This is a genomic window from Dehalobacter sp. DCM (assembly GCF_024972775.1).
Lineage (GTDB): Bacteria > Bacillota > Desulfitobacteriia > Desulfitobacteriales > Syntrophobotulaceae > Dehalobacter.
Map to the genome: position 1 here is coordinate 3,026,826 of NZ_CP092282.1, position 17,446 is coordinate 3,044,271.

The following is a 17,446-nucleotide window of genomic DNA, read 5'->3' on the forward strand; positions in this document are numbered from 1 at the left end:
CCCTTTTTCTTTTTCTGCAGATCACATGTTCATGGTCATGCCCTGGTTTTCCTGCTCGGCGAGACCTTCGGACTCGGAAGGTGCTTCCGGGACAGAGGCCGGTCCAGGCGCGGCCTGTTCCTTCTGGCGGCGGGCCTGCCGTGCAGGTCGTTCCTTGGAGTTGGCAGGCTGTTCCGGCACCGGTACCTGCTGTTGCACAGGAGCCTGTTCCGTGCGGCTCTCCACATACTCCCGCACCTGTGCGGGTACCATTTTTTCGTAAGTCTTGTCTAGAAAATCCTGCAGCTCCTGTTCAATGGTCTGGTCTTTTTTGCCGATAAAAAAGCGGAGAGCTTCCAGCTTCTCCGTAGGGAAGGATACATTCAGTTCAGTCATACTCATATTTTTTCCTCCTAATTAGATTTAATTATTTGTAGTAATAAAAGAGCCATTTCAAATCGTTACTCCATTTTCATCCCGCCGATATATGGAGCAGGTTCAGTAGATTGTCCCTGAAACTCCATACGCTTTTCCTTTGCCCAATCGGGTAAATTGTTTTCCTTAAGTACCCCGATAAAGTCATGACGGTTCCAACGGGTTTCTTCTCCGTCACCAAGACAGGTCGCATACACTGCCCGACCGGAGCCGGTCGGTCTACAGCCAAATCCCCCGGTTGCCAGCCAGAGCTGATCCTGCTGGCTCCAACAGCTTTCCTTGAGACTGTCAGTAGACAGCACCAACACTCTGCCTTCATAGTCTATTTCTCCGGAATCCTGTTCACAGTGCGTGTAGTCAAATAGCCCCAGTGCTTGGTATGTGCGGCGGTACTGGTTGATAAAGCCATCTAATACGGCAGGATGGCTGTCTACTACGAAATCAAGATTTCGGCTGTTCCCTGTAAAACTGTCCATATCCAATGGAATATAAGTTCCTTTTGCCCATAACTTATTGTCATGAGAAAAGCGTCCATCCCATTCCTTCTGCTGCACGGTATTTGCCAACACCCAATTAACACGTTTAAATCCGTATTCCGCGATGACGCTCTCAGCGCAGCTGGCACTGAGATGCATCCCGTCGAAGTCTCGGCGAATCGCTTCCTCAATAGCATTTTTGCAGGAGATGTTCTCCCTACGGCTATCCCGCCACAGGGCAAGCTGGTCGAGACGTTTTGCTTCTTCACACGAATATGGATAAATATAAAAAGATTTATCGGTCATAAGCCATTCCTCCTTAAAATTTCATTGTCATGCCGGATTCCTCCGGTCCCTGCTCGGCCGCACCTTCCTGAATGTTAGGACAGTAACCCGAGAACATGACCATGTCGAAGCCGTACTCCATGGGTTCAACCGACGCCATTTCGCATCTTGCTTCTAAAACATTCAACAACATGGAAGTGATGTTGCTGGTAGGGTCAAGGGTAACATGATACTTGTCTCTGAGTTCTCCAAAGTGAACGGCCCAGACGCCGCTTCTGGTGTTTTGCGTCCCCTCCCGGACGAGCTGATCAGCCAGCTCATTCAGCCGGGCAGTTACAAAGTCTCTCGCTCCCGGCAGGAGGCTGGCATACCTGGCATAGTCGTAACCTTCGCTTTGAACTAGGATGCCTTCCGTGCTATTTTCACCGAGCACCAGAAGGCAATGTTGGATGCCGTTTCCATCCTGATACATCCTGTTTTTATTCTCTGCGATGAAATCGGCATCGCAGATCAGGTTGGAGCGAAAACGGGCATATTCTGTTGCCGGAAGCTCCACGATGTTTTCGATGACACAGTCTCTCGCAGGAAATTCGTTGGTCTTTCTCTCAAAGACCGCCTTCAAATTCAGCATGGTTTTCTCCTTTCCGCCTGTCCATCCGACAGGCCATGGTTGATATTATTTGGTTTCATAGCTGATATACGGGACCTCCAGCCACGCTTTCCAACCGCGGCCTTCGAGCTTTGTTTTGACGACGCAGTATTTTGTTCCCATCGCTTCGATCACTTCTCCATTGCCGATATACACACCGATGTGCCCCGATTTCCAAACGGCCAAGCCCGGCGTGTCAGGCATGGTATCCATGGAGCCTTTGACGGTAGCGGCATTGTACATGCCGTCCGCGCCCACATCCGGCATGCCGTTGGTTCCATACTCGATTGCCTTGGTGTCCGGGTTATACCAGCCATAGCCTTTGATGAGTCCGACACAGTCCGTTGTCCTGCCGCCCAGCCAGTTCTCGCGGATGAAATCTTCATAGTCACCCACGCCGTCCGGGTACTGCTTCAGCTTGTATTCAAACAGCGAGTCTGTCAGAACGTCGCCGTAGGTACCCCATACATACCCCCAGCCGGAGTTAAAGGCATTTTCGGCATAGGTCACCAGATCCAGGTTGTTTTTGGTTTCCGGGTGGAGCAGGGTTAGTCCGTCTAATGCGGTACCGCCTTTGCCGCCGTATTCAATCTCCCCGGTATACGATCCGGCACCGCCATAGACAATCCTCTGGTAGATCTGCAGTGCGTTAGCCTTTGACTCCTTCGTGACCGGAATCCCTGACGCTTCGAGATTTGCGTATGCCGTGTCCAGACTGGCTGGGACAGCAACCGTGTGATTCTCGGAATCCTTTTCATAAGTCACAAAGCAGTTCACGAAGGCACGGGCCTCGGCGTCGGACAGGGAGAGATTTTTCGCGCCGAAATACAGAGAATAAAAAATGGCTTTAATGCGGACATTGTCCAGTGTGCCGCCGTTCATCCCGGCCTCCGTGTCAGCTATCGCCTGATCCAGAACAGAAAAGCAACCGCTCATGTCCTCAATGTAGACCGTGTATTCGGCAGGGACAGAGGAACCAGCAACGCTGCCATTGAAACACAGGTCAATGGCGGCGTTGTTATGCTGTGATGTGCCGGAGAGTAGGCTGAGTATCATGACGATCACGAGAATAAAGGGCGTAAGGATGGCTGCAATCAGGACGCCTACCGCCTTCCATGTTCGCTTGTCGGTAGCGGCGGCGATGGCGGCTTTCACCGCAAGGGTAATAGTTGCAGGGTCTGCCACTGAGTTTCCTCCTTTCAAAACGAAACAGGATGCCTCCGACTAAACGGAAAGCACCCTGTTTCTATGTACTTCATATTTTGCTGTTTTACAGCTTCATTGGATCAATCATCCGAATTTCTTTAGCTCTGTGCCGGGCAAACCGCACCGTATCCACGAGAATGCCTCCTTTGTATATACCTATTTAGCATAGCAGTGCTGTTAGTGCCGTCACCGAGCCCACAATGTTCATCGTCCACCCGCCTTTCCAAACAACTCCGACTTGTATTCCGGTGCCTGAACCATGAGGTTGTACCGCTCGTTGCCGCATTTGTATAAACACACGCCGCGCTGCGGATACCGGATAAGGTCGTACTCAGACTTCTCCAGTTGAAGCGTATCCATATAGAATCGGGCGTCGATAGAACCGGCGTTGAACAGGAATTGGTGAGTCGGGATGGAGAACAGGGGCTTCGTCAGCTCCCGGATATGCTCCACGTTGAAATCCTCCAGATTTTGCGACGCCAGTATGACCGCACTTTCCTTTTTGCGGACACGCTTCATAAAGTTTCGGATGTATTCGATAGCCGTCAGGTTGGTCAGGAACAGGTACAGCTCGTCGATGCTGGCAGCGGTGTTTCCTGTAGTGAGCAGCTCGTTTGACATGTACGACAAAATATTAAACAGCAGGGCGTTTCGCAGGTTTTTACTTGCCTGCAGAAGCCCTTTGACGCCGAAGGTCACAAATTCATTGCTGGCGATATTGGTGTGTCCGTTGAAAAATTTAGACTCCGCGCCCTTACACAGGGAGTGGAGTCCAAGGCAGATTTCCCGCAGGATATCGGCGGTATAGAGCTGACGCCTGCCCTCATCAAAGATCTTGTATTCTTGCTCGATCAGGTCATACAGGTCGGACAGGATCGGATAGTCCGTTGGCTTTAAGCGATCAAAGTTGCTGTGGTCCGTGATGCTCCACTTGTCGTAGAGCTTGCCCAGCATGATTTCTATGGTGTCGATCTGGCGGTCATTAAAATCCTTATAGGCACGGAAGAAATCTTTCAGGAAGCTGATGTGCTGGCTGAGCTTGCTTGTCTGACGGAACGCCTGGGGCGCTTCCGTGTCCTTGGGATCGCCACTTTCATCCCATGACTTCGGCTCCAGAACATTGATGATAAATTCGCCGCTCATTAGGTCAATGAAACATCCGCCAAGGTTTATGGTCAGTTCCTCGTACTCCATCTCAGGATCAAGCGCCAAGATATGCATACCTGTTTCCCGCAGGTTGGTCAGGATGAGTTTTAGCAGATAGCTCTTACCCTGGCCGCTGTTTCCGAGGATGAGGATATTGGCATTGGTCTTGTCATCAGCGCGGCGGTTGAAATCCACGAGGATGTTGCTGCCGAACTTATCTCGCCCGATGCAGAAACCATTGGGATCGGTTTTCCCTGAATAATTAAAAGGGTAGAGGTTTGCAACGGAGCTGGCAGGCAGCACCCGTTCGAATTGATCCCCGAACACGTTCCAGCCCGATGGCATGACCGAAAGAAATCCCTGCTGTTGACGGAGCAGGAGTCTGTCCACATTGAGCTTGCTCCTGACAAGCTCGGTTAGCACCTCCGTTTGCAGGAGCTTGAGTTGGTCAAGGTCATTGGAGAACAGCTCGATATATACTGCTGTGTGCAGGAGCGGCTCTTTGCTCCGGTGCATCTGCGCTACGATATTGGCGACGTCCTGCAGGTTGCTTTCTGCCGTGACCGTCTGCTGGAGATCCTGGGTGCTGCTTCTTTGCATCCGGTTTTTATTAGCGGCATTGCTTATGATCTTCTTTTCCTCAACAGGAGACACATGCCGGGTATAGATGTGCAGGGTAACACCATCCTTTTCCCCCAGGTGCCGCAGGATGGCCTGCTCACCGGTTTCCGTTGGATATTCACGCAATGCCCACACGCATCGGTAAGTGTTGCCGCAGATAAAATGATCGGTGTTAAATTTTACAATGGAGGGAGCGATCATATCGAGGAATTCCTGTATGCGGATATCCTCCTGTGGTGTGTTCTGTGGTTTGATTCTTCTTGACATTGGCTTACCATCCTTTCTGGTCTTGATTGAAATAAAAAAAGACCGCCACCTTTGTGACGGCATGGGAATAAAGCGATTTTCTCTTGACTTTTCTTTCTTGCAGAGTTGATATATACACCAACGGAGATTTTTCGGAAAAATAAAAGCGTCATGGCAGGCAGATATGTTACTAGCATATCCGCCCTGCACAAGGTGAAGAGACCACCCTGCACAACCGTTAAACGGCACCATGACAAGGCTATTTTATCTTGTTTTTTATGGCTGCACAAGGATAAACTTTCGCGTGTGCAAGGGAACCGGGCAAGCAAGCCCCGCCTTTGCATGCGTTTTTATACTTAGGGAAATTTCCGACCAAATTATGAAAGGTCGGGATCATATGAACATCTTTGAAAACAGGAGCAGCTTTATTGGCACCTTTGAACCGGAGCGTACAAAAAACTCTGTTCAAAATCTCTTTAAACTTGCAAAAGAAATCCGTGAAAAGCTCGGCAAACAAGGCTATCTGCTTGACAGCTATCTATCCTCTGTGCTGGAAGCCGCAAACAACACCTTGCTCTACGAAGCCGCTGAAAAAGGCTTTGAAGCAGGTTCTGAGCTTCAAAATCTCTGCTATGCCGTGATGGATGGCAGCGGGGCACTGGAAGAACATCCTTTTTATCAAACTGTAAAACAGTCCTTCGATTTGCAACAGGACACCTATCAGGAAAGAACAACAATTATGAGCTTGCACAGCGTCTTATTAGCCGATACGTTTATGGATTATGCCACTCAGTCTTATGTGCGGGAACAGGTTGGTATGTTGAATATCCTGGATGATGTAAAACTATGCGAGCTTTATAAAAAAATCATTCTCCTTGTTGATGAAAACTTGATGGAACAATTAAATCTCGCGCTTAAGGAACGGTTTTTTATTGTGCCTGTGGTTGCAGGGTTCATGCAGGGACTCACCAACGATCTTTTATACAGTTTGACCTATCGTGACAGTGAAACAAGCAGACAAATATTTCAGTTGATTATGGATGACATGTCTATAGAATAATTCATATATGAAAAGGCAACCGGCAAGCCTTATGACAGCAGCATTTGCCGGTTGCTTTCTTGTGCTGTTTTTTCTCTCTGTAAAGGCGGGAAAATCAGTCATTTAAAATTATCCATCTTTCACCGTCATATTCTTCAAACTTTTCAGTAGTCACGTTCTGCTCAAAATAAATTGCCAGCAAGCGCTTAATGTCCTCCTTGCCGGCACGCTTTGTAGAAAAGCCCTGCTCACGCAGGGTTTTTTCTATGCGGTTTAAGTAGGGGAATACCTCGCTTTCTTTCTCATTTCGGAGCCGGATCACCACCAGGAATTCTCTGGCCGTCGCCATCTGCACCTGTATCCGGTCAAGCTGGGTCAGATCCTGCTCCAGCATCCTTCTCACTGCCGGGTTACCTTCCTGTTCCAACCGGGTTCTGAGAAACTGCTTGTTATCCTCAAAGTTCTCCCGGCTGTTCAAACATAAAAACTCCAGCTCGGCCATACCCTTAAGCACTGTCATCAATGCGTAGATCCTGGCGGAGATGCTTTCCTCGGAAAGAACGGAAATATTGGTCGGCTTGACGCAGAAGTATACTAACTCGTCGCCCCGGTTCGTCGCCAGGCTGTAGTCGGTGACGGCCTTGGTATTGATGAGCTGTCTTGAAAACTGCTTTTGCTTGGCTTTTTTCTTTTCTGTTTTATTCATACTTGGTGTACCCCCATTCGTAGACCTGCTGTTTCGTAAAGAAAAAGGCGCAGGCATATTTGATAAAGTCGAGGATGCTGGTATCGTCAAACCGTATGGTCAGAAACGCATACAGGGCGGTGATGACGATGGGCGGCAGGAAACGGAGCTGAGCCAGCGCAAACACAGATAGTAAAAGACCGATGCCGATCACGCCGATGTCGCGGAGCTGCCACAGCCACAGCACCGCCTTGGATTTCAGGTTGTCAGGGTAAATGTACATATCAGGAAGCCTCCTTTTCTTGCTTGAATTTCTGTAAAAAATAGGCAATCCCCCGGAGCACATGCTCCACACAGGGGATCGCTACACTATTGCCGAGTGCTTTGTACCGGGCGCTGTCCGATGCATCAGGGATGTCCGTCCAATAATCCGGAAACCCTTGAAGCCTTGCGTTTTGTTTAGTTTTTGTGGTGTACACGATAGAATCGCCTCCTGATTATCATGGCTTTGAATCGTGTACATACACGATTCAAAAAATATTGGTCGAAAAACCGTTTTGTGATGTTTGGTGATAAAAAATACAGCACAGGCCGAGGCCATATGCTGTATTCAATGCTGCGGAGATATGGAAATGTCATTTCAGAAAATCAGGCAGTTTTGGCGGTGGTGCCGGATTGTCGCGCACAATTTTTCTAATCTGCTCAGCAATATCCTGCTCAGACCATTCATGCCCATCTCCCGGTTCGGTGCCAAACCGTTCAAGAATAATAGCCTCCTGCTCTTTGGTAAACAAAATGTGCGCGGATTTTTCCCAAGCCCTCAGCTTTTTCCTGTTCAATATCATTTTCGCTCACCCCCTCCTTGAAGCCGCATTCCACGCTGCATAAGGGAATGAAGTTCCCCCCGCAGCAGCTCACATTCAGAACGCAATTCCTGTACAGTTTCACGCAATTGAATATTTGCAGACTTAAGATCGCTTTCCCGGCGCTTGGATTTCTCCAATTGCAGGAGTAGCTTCGCATATTGACTCTCCAGCGTCCCTTCGGATACAGTCTTTGCAGGGATATGGAAGAGTTCCTCATCCATCAAGGCTTTCACGTGCGGCTTGCTGAATACCGAACGTGAAAGCCCCGTCCGTTCGCATAAGCGTTTTATGGTAACCGGACACCCTTCCGCCTTCAGCTCCTGTATCGTGCTTTTAACAGCGGATATCGTTTGTTCACGCTGCTTTTGCTGTAGATTGAGCAGGGAATCAGGAATTTTTCTCATCGCCAGTTACCTCCAGATATGTTTTCATTTTGTTTACAACCTCCTGATATAGAACAGCATTTGCAGCGGCATTTTTTTGAATGATAGGAAAGGCTTTGAACCGCACCGCTTTTATGCGCCAGGCTTCGGCCTGTTCCTCAAAGAACGGAATCTGCTCGATTTCAGGAATAAAATAGCGGCAGTTCAAGCAAGCCTGCATATCGCATTTACATCCGGTAATATCACTGCATATGCCGCCGCGCACCCTGTGGGCACGCAGGTTTTCCAGCAGCCTGGCCTCCGTCTGCGGGTTCATGCTCAGGATTCTCCCATGAAACATAACCGGAGATGACTCGTCAGACTCCCCCAAAACAAGCCTCTGCTTTTCCGTAAGAACCTCCGGACGCAGGTCGAGATGGTTGTATGATTTGAGAATCATCTGGTCGTTCTTGTGGCCTGTCATGTGGGCGATCTGCTCTATGGTAAAGCCTTCTGCCAGCCGGTCTGTAATGCCGTTGTGTCTGAGCATGTGGCTTTTCAGAACATATAGGGTTCCGTTTTCATCACGGACATCATACATTTCGCAGTATCGTTTGAAGAACACGTTGATATGGTTAGGGGTAGCTGTCAGGACATTGTGCTTCCGGACAACTGTTTCGGCCCATTTTCCGTATCTGTACCAGGCTTTCTTGTAGGCCAGCAGCAGTCCCCGCTGATTTTCCGGCAGATAAGGCGATAGGGCACGCTGCGCTTCCTGCTGCTCATGTAAAAGGTCTATCAGATATTTCCCAATCCCCTCATACTCAATGTGGAGGCTGCGCATCTCTGCCAGGTTGTAGCCGCCGTTTTGCTTCCATGAGGGGAGGAACAGAATAAAATGCCCGTCAAACTGCTTGACGCAGTCCGGCTCCATTGCGCAGACCTCGCTGACCCGCGTGGGAAAAAGCCTCATAATCCAATACGCGACCCGAATATGAAGCTGTATTTCCGGCATTAGAAATAACCGGTCAAGCTGGCGTTCAACAAAAGGAGGAATCAGCTTTTCGTCATAGTGTAAAGGCTGAACGAATGGGTTTCCGGCGAAATGATTGTATAGCTTCCGGCCTTCCCATCCCTGCATGACATCAAAAAAGTTCTTGATGACTTGCCATATGCCGTTTTTTACCTGTTCCTTTGTACAATTCCCATCCAGATATGCTTTAAATCCAGCGACAAAGGACGGCGTGCAACAATACAGAGCATCTTCTTCACCCTGCAATTCTAGAAACTGCAGGAACCATATCAGCCGGATCACGTGCTGCCGGGCTGATGATACTCGCATGCCTCCAAGCAGTTTCAGCACAATGAAGTATTTGGCTGCTTCCTTAAATTGTTCCGGGACATTCACAAAGTGGAGCACACAGGATCTGTCAGCCGGATGCTTTTTGAGCCTGTCGCAGTGCCATATGTCGTCACCAAAGCAATCGCTGCCTGAAATACTGGCAACAAAGGCGCGGTATTCCACTTTACGATCTTCCTGAAAGTTTTCCTGCACCGCAGCATTACTTGGCATACAAACCACCTCCAAAAGCTGCCTCGATTTTTGTCACGGTATCCGAGTAGGAATCAAGCAGCGCTTTTTCCTGCTGATACTGCCGGTATGACTGGTAATCCGCAATCCCCATCTCCCGGTAGGACTCAACAAGCCCGTCCACGAGCTTGCGCTGGGAATCCCGCAGGGCTATCCAGTACTGTAGATACGGTTTGCCTGTACAAAGATTTTTGCAGTTTACACAGCTTAGCGTACGGCTGCGCTCCCGGCATTCTCCATCGGCAAAAACGCGCATACAGAATCCCAATTCAACCCTGCGCTGTTCAAGGCGGAAGTCCACAAACAAGAGCCGCCGCTGTTCTTCGCTGAATTGATCAAGCTGCTCGTTGTTAAGCAGAAGATCAAATTTTTCTCTAAAAAAGGAAGTGTTCATTTCAGCAAGCCGCTTCTTTCGAACCTCGGCGTAATACTTCATTGAGGTTTTGCGTGAGAGATGGCTCAGCCAGTAGGCAAGCTCCGTCATGGATGCTCCGCTTTCGACCAGCATGACGGCAATGGTTTTTCGGAACTGCCTTGTGGTCAGCTTCCAGAGGTGGTCATTTTCATCAGTAATGCAGTGCTTCGCAATCAGCCTGTTTACCGCATCGCAAAACCCGTCACCGCAGGGAAGCGAAGGACGCTGGCTCCCATTTTTCACAATGAAGATATACGGCTCACCATATTCCTCCCGCAGGCTTTGGGTTCTCTTAATCTGACGGGTGATTTCTCTTGACAGAAAAGCAGGGATCAGCATTTCACAGGTATCGCCGATGCCGCGCTTGCGCCGGGCGCTTAATGTTTTGTGCGGCACATAGCGCAGGAGCATCAGCCCCTCAAAACGTGATGGTGCCAGACAGTCCTCTTTCAGCAGTACGACTTCCGACAATCTCAGCCCGGTATTGATAAAAATGCTGTATAGAACCCGGTGTGTATCGCTTAACTCGTGACTATGCTTTTCAATCGCCGCCGCTACTGGGTCGGGGATTATCTCAGTATTTCTGGACATGTTGTCCAGATTGAAAAAGCGGTACTTTGCAAATGGATTCCCCGTCGGTATCGGTGTCCGGAGGCTCGGATCACGCATGTCTCCGCAAAGGTAGTCTATGATTTGGCCGCAGGCACGCATGGTGTTGGCAACGGACTTGACGGACAGTCTGCCGCCGTGCTTGGATAAGCAGTCGTTTTCCAGATAGTTGTAGAGTTGACGGGCATCCACATCGGATATATCCGCGAAATAGTGGATGCCTGGGTTATTGCTGCTGAGGAAATTGACTCCCTTGATTACTGCAGCAAGAACCGGGGTCCGATAGTCGCTACGGCCTTGAAGGTACCACAGCATAAAGTATTTCAGTTCCAAGCGCAGCGAGACGCAATGGATCTTGCTGAAATCGTAGCTGTTGCTCCTCAAATTGGGTCCGGTTAGATAAAACAGCTGCCATATATCGTTATGGACACTCAATTGTTGGCGGTTTTCCCTCCTGAAAAGTGATTTTTGCTTCTCAAACTCGATGTCAGCAATTGTTTTAACTACATCAGCGATGGGTGTCCCATAAAACCTGCTTGCCTGCTTTTTGTCTGTAAATGCGGCCTGGAGCAGCTTAAAACTCGTAACGTTCTCGCGCCTGACAGTAAATTCTGCTGCTTTCTCCTGAAAGTATGCCGTGAGCAAATTTGGCGGGGCATTTTCCATAGCCCGGATCATTTCCGATACTCCGACAGAATCCAGTACCGGCTGTAGGCTGCTTCTAGAGCACAGTGATTCTTCCAATGCTGTAAATGAGGAGTTCATCTTTGCCCCTCCTTTGCCTTTTGAAGCTTATCAAACACCGCCTTGGCGATAATCGGATTGTTGTAATTGCGGTATGGCTCGATAGAATCCAGGCTCTTCCAGCCAAAGTGCTCCGAAATCATCGCATCGGAAATGTTGTTCTCCGGATGCGCCGCCTGATGCTCCAGAAATTGCATGACTTTCGTGCTGCGTCCGCTGTGGGTACGGATTTTTTTGCTGTCAAGACCCGCCCGTGCCGCACACTTTTTCAAAATCTCCCAGTAATTGCGGTATGCAAGGGGAGTACCCTGGCTGCACCCGGCTTTCAGATTGATAAAGATAGTCTGACTGAGCAGGCCGGATTGTGTTTCCGCCTGGGACCTCTCTGTCAAAAGATAGCGGTCCAGCACATCACGTGTTGATTGCGGAAGAAAGACAGTGCGGTGCTTGAAATCTCCCGAAGATGCGTCCGGTTTACCTTTTGACCGGCTCGGACTGATACGGCCAGCTTGAGAATCATAATCTTCAAGCTGCATGCTTAGTACTTCGTCTATCCTGAAGCCTTCCAGCGTGACCAAAAATATAGCCAGATCGCGTAATGTCAGAAAACAGGAGCAGATGGTCACCACTTCATCATCCGTATACCATTTGATGTACTCCCGTTTCGCGGTCAGCCTTAACATGTGTCGGTCAATAATGTATTTGTACTCATAAGAACTGATCTGGCCATAGAGAAACGATTTTTGGGCCCTCTTCGCATTGTCCATTGTCTGAAACTCAACATGATGCATACCGGTCTGTTCGAGCCATTTGTAGAATTCGGTGATGACAGTGACATACTTGCTGAGGGTGCTGTATGACAATGGGGCCCGCAGCCGAATAACGCCTCCGTCCTCATAGCTCCTACCCATAAGCCGCATTAAAAATGCCATAACATCATCTGTTACGGCATCCTCAAACGATATTCCCTGCCCATGCAGAAAGTTAAGATATACACAAAGCTTGTGTGCGTACTCCTTTCCGGTGCTGATCTTTCGAATGCTCTTCAAGTCCAGCCATTCATTGATCTGGTAAAACGGGATGCCGTGCCTTGTGATCAGCCATAGTTCCCTTTCACCACCTGACGGTGCTGGCATCAGTGCGCGCATCACCTTGAAAACTCGTTGTTCTTTTTCCATACGAACCTCCTATACGATGTACAATAAAATTCCTGCAGAGTACCCTACAGGTACAGATATTGTAACACGCTTATAGAAGGCTGTAGTAACATGGCTTTACATCGTCTTTCTATCGTGTAATTAACTACCGTGTATAGTTCCTAAATAAACCGTTCGCATTCCAGCGGCGTCAGCCTCCGGATCAGCTTACCGACGCGAACAGGATGCACGTTGTTGAGGGAGTACCCACCATCCGTTTTAGACTGGAGCGTCCCGCACAGATCGCCGTTTTCCACACCGTTCCGGCAGTCTAGCCCGGCGACGTCAGATTCGCACACCAGGTCGGTTGCATCCTTGTACTGTCTTGCGCTTTGGGTGCTGACCACCTCGTTTTGTGCGTATTCGTCACTTCGCTGCTGGGAAAAGACACAATGCCGATCAGTGGCCGTTACGGTATAGCTGATGTCAGGCTGTACGCCGATGCCGTTCCCGCCGTTATGATCCTGCCGGTCGATAATATTACCGGCGATACAGTAGGTTTCGTCAGGTGACAGATCGGCACATTCTTCATCTGGAAGAACAGCCGGCTGGGAAATCAGCGGCACGTTGTTACCCCCCGTGCCATATCGGGCGGACATCGTTGGGGCTATCTCATGGGGGCCAGTATAGCGCGAGTCAATGCCATGGTTCTCGAACAGTTCCGGTTGGTTCCCCAATACAAGAGGGGGATGTCCGTCCATCTGCGCCCGCAGCGTAGCTGTAATATTTTCAGTGATATCCATACGGTTGCCGCCCTGGTCATTCAGGCACAGCACCGATGGTACCATGTTTGTACCGCTTTCCGAAGCCTTTAGCGTTGGCGCGCATTCTTCCTGATAACCTATGCCTCCGGCTTTCGAACCCTGCCCAGCAGAAAAAGCAGCCGCAAACAGGAGTCCACCTGGATTTCTGCCACCGCCGCCGTCTGCGCCGGCCAAGGTAGGAGCAATACTTTCTTGAGTAAAAATTCGATCCTGTTGAGTATCCCAAGGTGTTAAACAATTTGAGCAGTCCTGATTCAGTGTTTCGGCAATAAAGGTCTGCTGCTTCATGCCAGGCTGAGCTTGTATCGCACCAGCCACGTCATTCAGTTCCCGCACTTCATCCCGCTGGTTACAGGCGAAGGCTACTGGCAGATTATCCGAGCAGGACAGGTTTTCTTTTTCTGTTGTTACATAACCATGTCCGCCGCCACCACCACTGCCACTGTAGAGGGAGGGCCAAACACCGCCGCTTTCATAAATACGGCGGCTCTGCACATCCCACGGTGTCAGACATTCTCTGCCGTTATCTCCGTGATCGGACGGATTCCCGCCTGTATTTCCAGTGCCTTTTTCAGGACAGGCGGCAGCTCCTTGCCGCGTTTCTTCGCTCTCCGCAGAATCCCCAAACAAGCGGTCTTGCTCAAATAATATTTGGGGTGCGGTTCGGCCTGCAAAATCTGCGACAAGGTAGATGCGTTTCCTCCGTTGCGGGGTGCGGGGCCAGTATTGAGCATCCAATACTCTCCAAGCAACGGAGAATTGATCTCCCAATATGGCCCCAGCAGATTGCCATACCCCTCCCGGAGGTCGAGGTACAGATACGGTACTGTCAGCAATTCTGCAGGTTTCTTCGAGTACCGCCCTGAAGTCCTCGGAGTCTGAGGAACTGAAGGCTCCGGGGACATTTTCCCAGCACATATACCGAGGTCGAATAGCGTCAGCTGTCCTTCCGTTTGCTTTGTCATACGCTCTCATCTCCTTGATGACACGAACCTGCTCCATGAACAGCCCGGAACGCTCGCCCTGAAGGCCGGCACGTTTTCCTGCCACACTAAGATCCTGACAGGGTGAGCCCCCGCAGACCACATCCACGGGAGTCAGTTCGGCACCTTTCAGCTGTGTGATGTCGCCAACATGGAGCATATCCGGAAACCGTAATTTCGTGACTTTAATGGGAAACAGTTCGATTTCACTGGCCCATACAGGGGTAAAGCCCTGCCGGACGCCTGCCAGCGGAAATCCACCGATCCCGTCGAACAGGCTTCCGAGGGTCAGCAGTGAAGTCACAGCTGCAGCTTCATGCCGGGGGTGGGCGCTTCCTCCAGCTCGATCTCCCTTTCTTTCGGGAAGTAGGACACATTGGGTGTACGGATGTCCCGCATCAACCGTTCGGCTTCCGTTGCCGCTTCTTCATAGGTATCAAAGGTTATCGGCTTGCCGTCATTCTTCAGCCAGGCTTCCGCCGCCCCGCATATTGAGCCGGCGCTCCGTCTTGCCCAGATGCCGTACTGTTTCATAGCGATTCCTCCCTTTATTTGTTCTGTCGATATGTTCTGTATTGGTATGCCGAGCCGCTCGGCCTCCGCGATCTCACAGCCCATTCCGTGGCTGATCCGCTTACCGCAAATCCACACCTCATCGCAAGAGGCCAATACCCGCAAGCCCATCTGAATGCCGGCCTCTCTTTCAGCGGGGACTGAGTCATCCAAGATTTGTGGGTACAGCATATGGACAGCTATGGGCGCACACCCTTGATCTACAGCGTAGCGGCAGGCGGCTCTGGCAAACCGAAGATTGTTTTCGATATCTCCTGCATAAGGAGAACAGATATAGACCAGTTTCATTTCGCTGCCACCGCCTTTACCACAGTGCGCGTCATGTTGACAGCGGTTTGAGCAGTATATACCGCACTCATGAGGTTGGCCTTGGTGCTGGTGTCCAGTCCGAAGGCTCCGGCGATGCGGGGGATTTCTCCGGCTGCCAACATCAACCCCAGCCCCAGCAGAACGTGATCTTTGATTACCATCAATCCTGCGATGAGAATGGTAGACTGCAAAAAAGCCGTCAGACACAAGCCGACAATCTGCTTGCACCAGCTCACAAAACCGTCCAAGTATCCCCTTGGTACGCTAAACATGTAAAGGCTGCCAACCGCGATCTGAATGAGCAGAATACCGCCGCGCTTCAGATTTGCAAAAAACACCTTGATCACTGCATAGCCCATCATGATGAGAATGAACAGCATCATGATGGGGTTTATAGTACTTCCGGCACCTCCAAACACGCCGGCCGTTCCTGCAGCTTCCAATGTTCCAGCTGATGACAGTGAATTGATGATGTTACCCGCGAGAGTATCCACACCGGAGCCATATCCGGTAATGCCGGCCGTGAAGCTGCTCTGCAGGGAAACGGAGAGCTTATACAGCTCCACAGGCACCGTGGAAAACAACCCCACCGCCAGAAAGCCCTTGAGAATGTTGAGCGCTGTATCCTTCACGCTTCCCCGGCCGGACTGATACTCGATGCCGCACTCAAAGACGGATACCACCAGCCCTGTGCCGTAAAGCGCCCAAGCCAGATAAAAAAAGAACAGGACAATGGATTTCACCCAGGTCATTTCGAACAGATCGGCGCCCATATTGCCCATAGCAGAAAAAAAGTTGCCGAGAAAGCCGATGATCTGACCATAGACCCAATCCAGAATCTGTTTCAGCACGGTATCGGCTGCAAAGTCCCATATGAACATGGGCATCACCTCCTTGACAAAAAAATAAAGAGCCTGATCTTATATAGGCTCAAAATGGTTAATGAGAATTATTTTGATTGATGTTCGCAAATCTGATCTTCTTTCAGCCGGGCAAAGGCATTCTCATTTTCAAGAAAAATCTGTGTCAGCACCGGATCAAACTGAGTTCCGGCGTTTGCCTGTAACTCACGACAGGCAATTTCATGGGACATTGCGTCTTTATATGTCCTTTTGTTCGTGATGGTGTCGTAGGCATCGCATATTGCTATAATCCGGGCAATGAGTGGAATGTCAACCGTTCCAATCCCATAAGGATATCCTTTGCCGTCCCATCTTTCGTGATGATATTCCGCAGCTTGAAATGCCGGCAGCAACAGGTGCTTTGGAATCCCAAAAACCACGCCATCCTCGAATTCCTCGTACAGTATTCTCGCATGCACCGGATGAAGTTGAATCATTCGTTCTTCCTCTTTCGTAAGCGCCCCGTTCTTTACCAATAACTGCCGCGGAATCCACACCTTGCCGATATCGTGGTAAAATGCGGCCGCCCCAAAATGTTTGTACCCATTCCAAGCTGCATCGTCTTTGTAAATCCCAGATTCATATGCCATTTCAGTAAGCGTACCTGTCAGTACCCCGACCCGACGCATATGCTCTTTTTCCTTCTCCGGCAGAACATTGACAAAGCCTCGAATGTGGGTTCTTCGTTCCGTTTCTTTTTTCATTTAGCGTTTCCTTTCGTGTAAAAAAATTAGAGGGACAGGTTTGTTGCCTGTCCCTCATGGATCGCTGCACAATATTGTTCGTGGCCAATTATGACAGAAACCTGCCCCGCAATACTTGCATAAGGATGATGGAAATAAGTAGTATCATGTGATATGATCGAAATATCGATAAACAGGAATTTGTACTATTACTATAGAGGTAAGAATATGACAAATAGAGAAGTAATAGCATTTTACAAAAACAAAAATAGTCACTATGAGTTATCAGATGAATTTGTAAAAAAATATCAACAACCGAAAGGCGGATATATAGAATATGCTATAGAGTTAGGATTAACAGTTAATAAGTCTTTAGCGGAACCAAATCAGCGATGGCATTTGTTAGAATCATATTATGGTCAAAAGAAAGAGCAAAAAAAACTAGACTTAGATGCAAAAGCTACGTGCTGGGACCTCAAATGGCAAAATGGAGGTTTTATATGTCCAGAACTATTACTTTGGATGGCAGAGGCTGCTGGCTACAATATATCAGAGGCTATGCAAGAAGCTGAAAAACTTTGCGTCGATAACAAACGTTCACAAGCACATGAAAAAATCAAGAAATTAATTACATGGGAAATGATTGAAAACAAAATCAAAAATTCATAATGCGTCTACTCGA

18 protein-coding genes and 1 pseudogene are annotated in these 17,446 nt (G+C 49.4%); 2 read left to right on the forward strand and 17 right to left on the reverse strand.

Features of this window, described 5'->3' with window-relative positions; all coding sequences use genetic code 11:
- Positions 1-21 precede the first annotated feature (21 nt).
- The 5 genes from LPY66_RS14005 to LPY66_RS14025 all read right to left on the reverse strand — a co-directional run bounded on the left by LPY66_RS14005 (position 22) and on the right by LPY66_RS14025 (position 5,064).
- Positions 22-381 (reverse strand): DUF6103 family protein, encoded by a 360-nt coding sequence (locus tag LPY66_RS14005; RefSeq protein ID WP_337984918.1) that lies wholly within the window; start codon positions 379-381, stop codon positions 22-24.
- A gap of 59 nt (positions 382-440) precedes the next feature.
- Complete coding sequence (locus LPY66_RS14010) at positions 441-1,196, reverse strand: DUF3849 domain-containing protein (protein ID WP_337984919.1); 756 nt, start codon at positions 1,194-1,196, stop codon at positions 441-443.
- 13 nt (positions 1,197-1,209) lie between these two features.
- The gene (locus LPY66_RS14015; RefSeq protein ID WP_337984920.1) at positions 1,210-1,806 is read right to left on the reverse strand and encodes a DUF6329 domain-containing protein; all 597 of its coding nucleotides are present in this window, start codon (positions 1,804-1,806) and stop codon (positions 1,210-1,212) included.
- A 45-nt stretch (positions 1,807-1,851) separates the two neighbouring features.
- Positions 1,852-3,009 (reverse strand): hypothetical protein, encoded by a 1,158-nt coding sequence (locus tag LPY66_RS14020; protein ID WP_337984921.1) that lies wholly within the window; start codon positions 3,007-3,009, stop codon positions 1,852-1,854.
- Positions 3,010-3,234: 225 nt separating this feature from the next.
- Positions 3,235-5,064, reverse strand: coding sequence for a VirB4 family type IV secretion system protein (locus tag LPY66_RS14025; RefSeq protein ID WP_015261851.1), 1,830 nt, complete (start codon positions 5,062-5,064; stop codon positions 3,235-3,237).
- 376 nt (positions 5,065-5,440) lie between these two features.
- On the opposite strand from LPY66_RS14025, the gene LPY66_RS14030 reads away from it, so the two are divergent.
- Positions 5,441-6,103, forward strand: coding sequence for a hypothetical protein (locus LPY66_RS14030; protein WP_015261850.1), 663 nt, complete (start codon positions 5,441-5,443; stop codon positions 6,101-6,103).
- 94 nt (positions 6,104-6,197) lie between these two features.
- Here the strand turns inward: LPY66_RS14030 and LPY66_RS14035 are convergent, their stop codons facing one another.
- The 12 genes and pseudogenes from LPY66_RS14035 to LPY66_RS14090 form a co-directional block, all read right to left on the reverse strand.
- Positions 6,198-6,788, reverse strand: coding sequence for a hypothetical protein (locus tag LPY66_RS14035; RefSeq protein WP_015261849.1), 591 nt, complete (start codon positions 6,786-6,788; stop codon positions 6,198-6,200).
- On the reverse strand, positions 6,781-7,050 hold the full coding sequence (locus LPY66_RS14040) for a hypothetical protein (RefSeq protein ID WP_015261848.1): 270 nt from the start codon (positions 7,048-7,050) through the stop codon (positions 6,781-6,783). The genes LPY66_RS14035 and LPY66_RS14040 overlap by 8 nt, the downstream gene beginning before the upstream one ends.
- A gap of 10 nt (positions 7,051-7,060) precedes the next feature.
- Positions 7,061-7,216 (reverse strand): annotated as a pseudogene (locus tag LPY66_RS14045) (DNA cytosine methyltransferase); the annotation flags it as partial.
- Between the two features lie 186 nt (positions 7,217-7,402).
- Positions 7,403-7,612: a hypothetical protein gene (locus LPY66_RS14050; protein ID WP_018213978.1), complete on the reverse strand. Its 210-nt coding sequence runs from the start codon at positions 7,610-7,612 to the stop codon at positions 7,403-7,405.
- The gene (locus LPY66_RS14055; protein ID WP_018213979.1) at positions 7,609-8,037 is read right to left on the reverse strand and encodes a DUF6262 family protein; all 429 of its coding nucleotides are present in this window, start codon (positions 8,035-8,037) and stop codon (positions 7,609-7,611) included. The genes LPY66_RS14050 and LPY66_RS14055 overlap by 4 nt, the downstream gene beginning before the upstream one ends.
- On the reverse strand, positions 8,021-9,568 hold the full coding sequence (locus LPY66_RS14060; protein WP_117415749.1) for a site-specific integrase: 1,548 nt from the start codon (positions 9,566-9,568) through the stop codon (positions 8,021-8,023). The genes LPY66_RS14055 and LPY66_RS14060 overlap by 17 nt, the downstream gene beginning before the upstream one ends.
- Positions 9,558-11,375 (reverse strand): site-specific integrase, encoded by a 1,818-nt coding sequence (locus LPY66_RS14065; protein WP_117415750.1) that lies wholly within the window; start codon positions 11,373-11,375, stop codon positions 9,558-9,560. Before LPY66_RS14065 ends, LPY66_RS14060 begins: the two co-directional genes overlap by 11 nt.
- Positions 11,372-12,532, reverse strand: a complete 1,161-nt coding sequence (locus tag LPY66_RS14070; RefSeq protein WP_117415751.1) for a tyrosine-type recombinase/integrase — start codon at positions 12,530-12,532, stop codon at positions 11,372-11,374. The genes LPY66_RS14065 and LPY66_RS14070 overlap by 4 nt, the downstream gene beginning before the upstream one ends.
- A gap of 140 nt (positions 12,533-12,672) precedes the next feature.
- Positions 12,673-14,601 carry a DNA cytosine methyltransferase gene (locus LPY66_RS14075; RefSeq protein WP_337984923.1) on the reverse strand — a complete coding sequence of 643 codons (1,929 nt, stop codon included), beginning with the start codon at positions 14,599-14,601 and terminating at the stop codon, positions 12,673-12,675.
- Positions 14,598-15,158 (reverse strand): DUF7768 domain-containing protein, encoded by a 561-nt coding sequence (locus LPY66_RS14080; RefSeq protein ID WP_015261846.1) that lies wholly within the window; start codon positions 15,156-15,158, stop codon positions 14,598-14,600. Before LPY66_RS14080 ends, LPY66_RS14075 begins: the two co-directional genes overlap by 4 nt.
- The gene (locus tag LPY66_RS14085) at positions 15,155-16,060 is read right to left on the reverse strand and encodes a conjugal transfer protein TrbL family protein (protein WP_015261845.1); all 906 of its coding nucleotides are present in this window, start codon (positions 16,058-16,060) and stop codon (positions 15,155-15,157) included. The genes LPY66_RS14080 and LPY66_RS14085 overlap by 4 nt, the downstream gene beginning before the upstream one ends.
- Before the next feature lie 68 nt (positions 16,061-16,128).
- Positions 16,129-16,785 carry an HD-GYP domain-containing protein gene (locus LPY66_RS14090; protein ID WP_015261844.1) on the reverse strand — a complete coding sequence of 219 codons (657 nt, stop codon included), beginning with the start codon at positions 16,783-16,785 and terminating at the stop codon, positions 16,129-16,131.
- A 207-nt stretch (positions 16,786-16,992) separates the two neighbouring features.
- Between LPY66_RS14090 and LPY66_RS14095 the strand changes: the two genes are divergently transcribed.
- Positions 16,993-17,433, forward strand: a complete 441-nt coding sequence (locus LPY66_RS14095; protein WP_015261843.1) for a hypothetical protein — start codon at positions 16,993-16,995, stop codon at positions 17,431-17,433.
- Positions 17,434-17,446: the final 13 nt, after the last annotated feature.

Bases quoted from the DNA above. Each gene is read 5' to 3' on its own strand.
- LPY66_RS14005 (WP_337984918.1), bottom strand. From the start codon at position 381: ATGAGTATGACTGAACTGAATGTATCCTTCCCTACGGAGAAGCTGGAA.
- LPY66_RS14025 (WP_015261851.1), bottom strand. From the start codon at position 5,064: ATGTCAAGAAGAATCAAACCACAGAACACACCACAGGAGGATATCCGC.
- LPY66_RS14030 (WP_015261850.1), top strand. From the start codon at position 5,441: ATGAACATCTTTGAAAACAGGAGCAGCTTTATTGGCACCTTTGAACCG.
- LPY66_RS14085 (WP_015261845.1), bottom strand. From the start codon at position 16,060: ATGTTCATATGGGACTTTGCAGCCGATACCGTGCTGAAACAGATTCTG.
- LPY66_RS14050 (WP_018213978.1), bottom strand. From the start codon at position 7,612: ATGATATTGAACAGGAAAAAGCTGAGGGCTTGGGAAAAATCCGCGCAC.
- LPY66_RS14070 (WP_117415751.1), bottom strand. From the start codon at position 12,532: ATGGAAAAAGAACAACGAGTTTTCAAGGTGATGCGCGCACTGATGCCA.
- LPY66_RS14065 (WP_117415750.1), bottom strand. From the start codon at position 11,375: ATGAACTCCTCATTTACAGCATTGGAAGAATCACTGTGCTCTAGAAGC.
- LPY66_RS14010 (WP_337984919.1), bottom strand. From the start codon at position 1,196: ATGACCGATAAATCTTTTTATATTTATCCATATTCGTGTGAAGAAGCA.
- LPY66_RS14055 (WP_018213979.1), bottom strand. From the start codon at position 8,037: ATGAGAAAAATTCCTGATTCCCTGCTCAATCTACAGCAAAAGCAGCGT.
- LPY66_RS14095 (WP_015261843.1), top strand. From the start codon at position 16,993: ATGACAAATAGAGAAGTAATAGCATTTTACAAAAACAAAAATAGTCAC.
- LPY66_RS14015 (WP_337984920.1), bottom strand. From the start codon at position 1,806: ATGCTGAATTTGAAGGCGGTCTTTGAGAGAAAGACCAACGAATTTCCT.
- LPY66_RS14090 (WP_015261844.1), bottom strand. From the start codon at position 16,785: ATGAAAAAAGAAACGGAACGAAGAACCCACATTCGAGGCTTTGTCAAT.
- LPY66_RS14060 (WP_117415749.1), bottom strand. From the start codon at position 9,568: ATGCCAAGTAATGCTGCGGTGCAGGAAAACTTTCAGGAAGATCGTAAA.
- LPY66_RS14080 (WP_015261846.1), bottom strand. From the start codon at position 15,158: ATGAAACTGGTCTATATCTGTTCTCCTTATGCAGGAGATATCGAAAAC.
- LPY66_RS14035 (WP_015261849.1), bottom strand. From the start codon at position 6,788: ATGAATAAAACAGAAAAGAAAAAAGCCAAGCAAAAGCAGTTTTCAAGA.
- LPY66_RS14040 (WP_015261848.1), bottom strand. From the start codon at position 7,050: ATGTACATTTACCCTGACAACCTGAAATCCAAGGCGGTGCTGTGGCTG.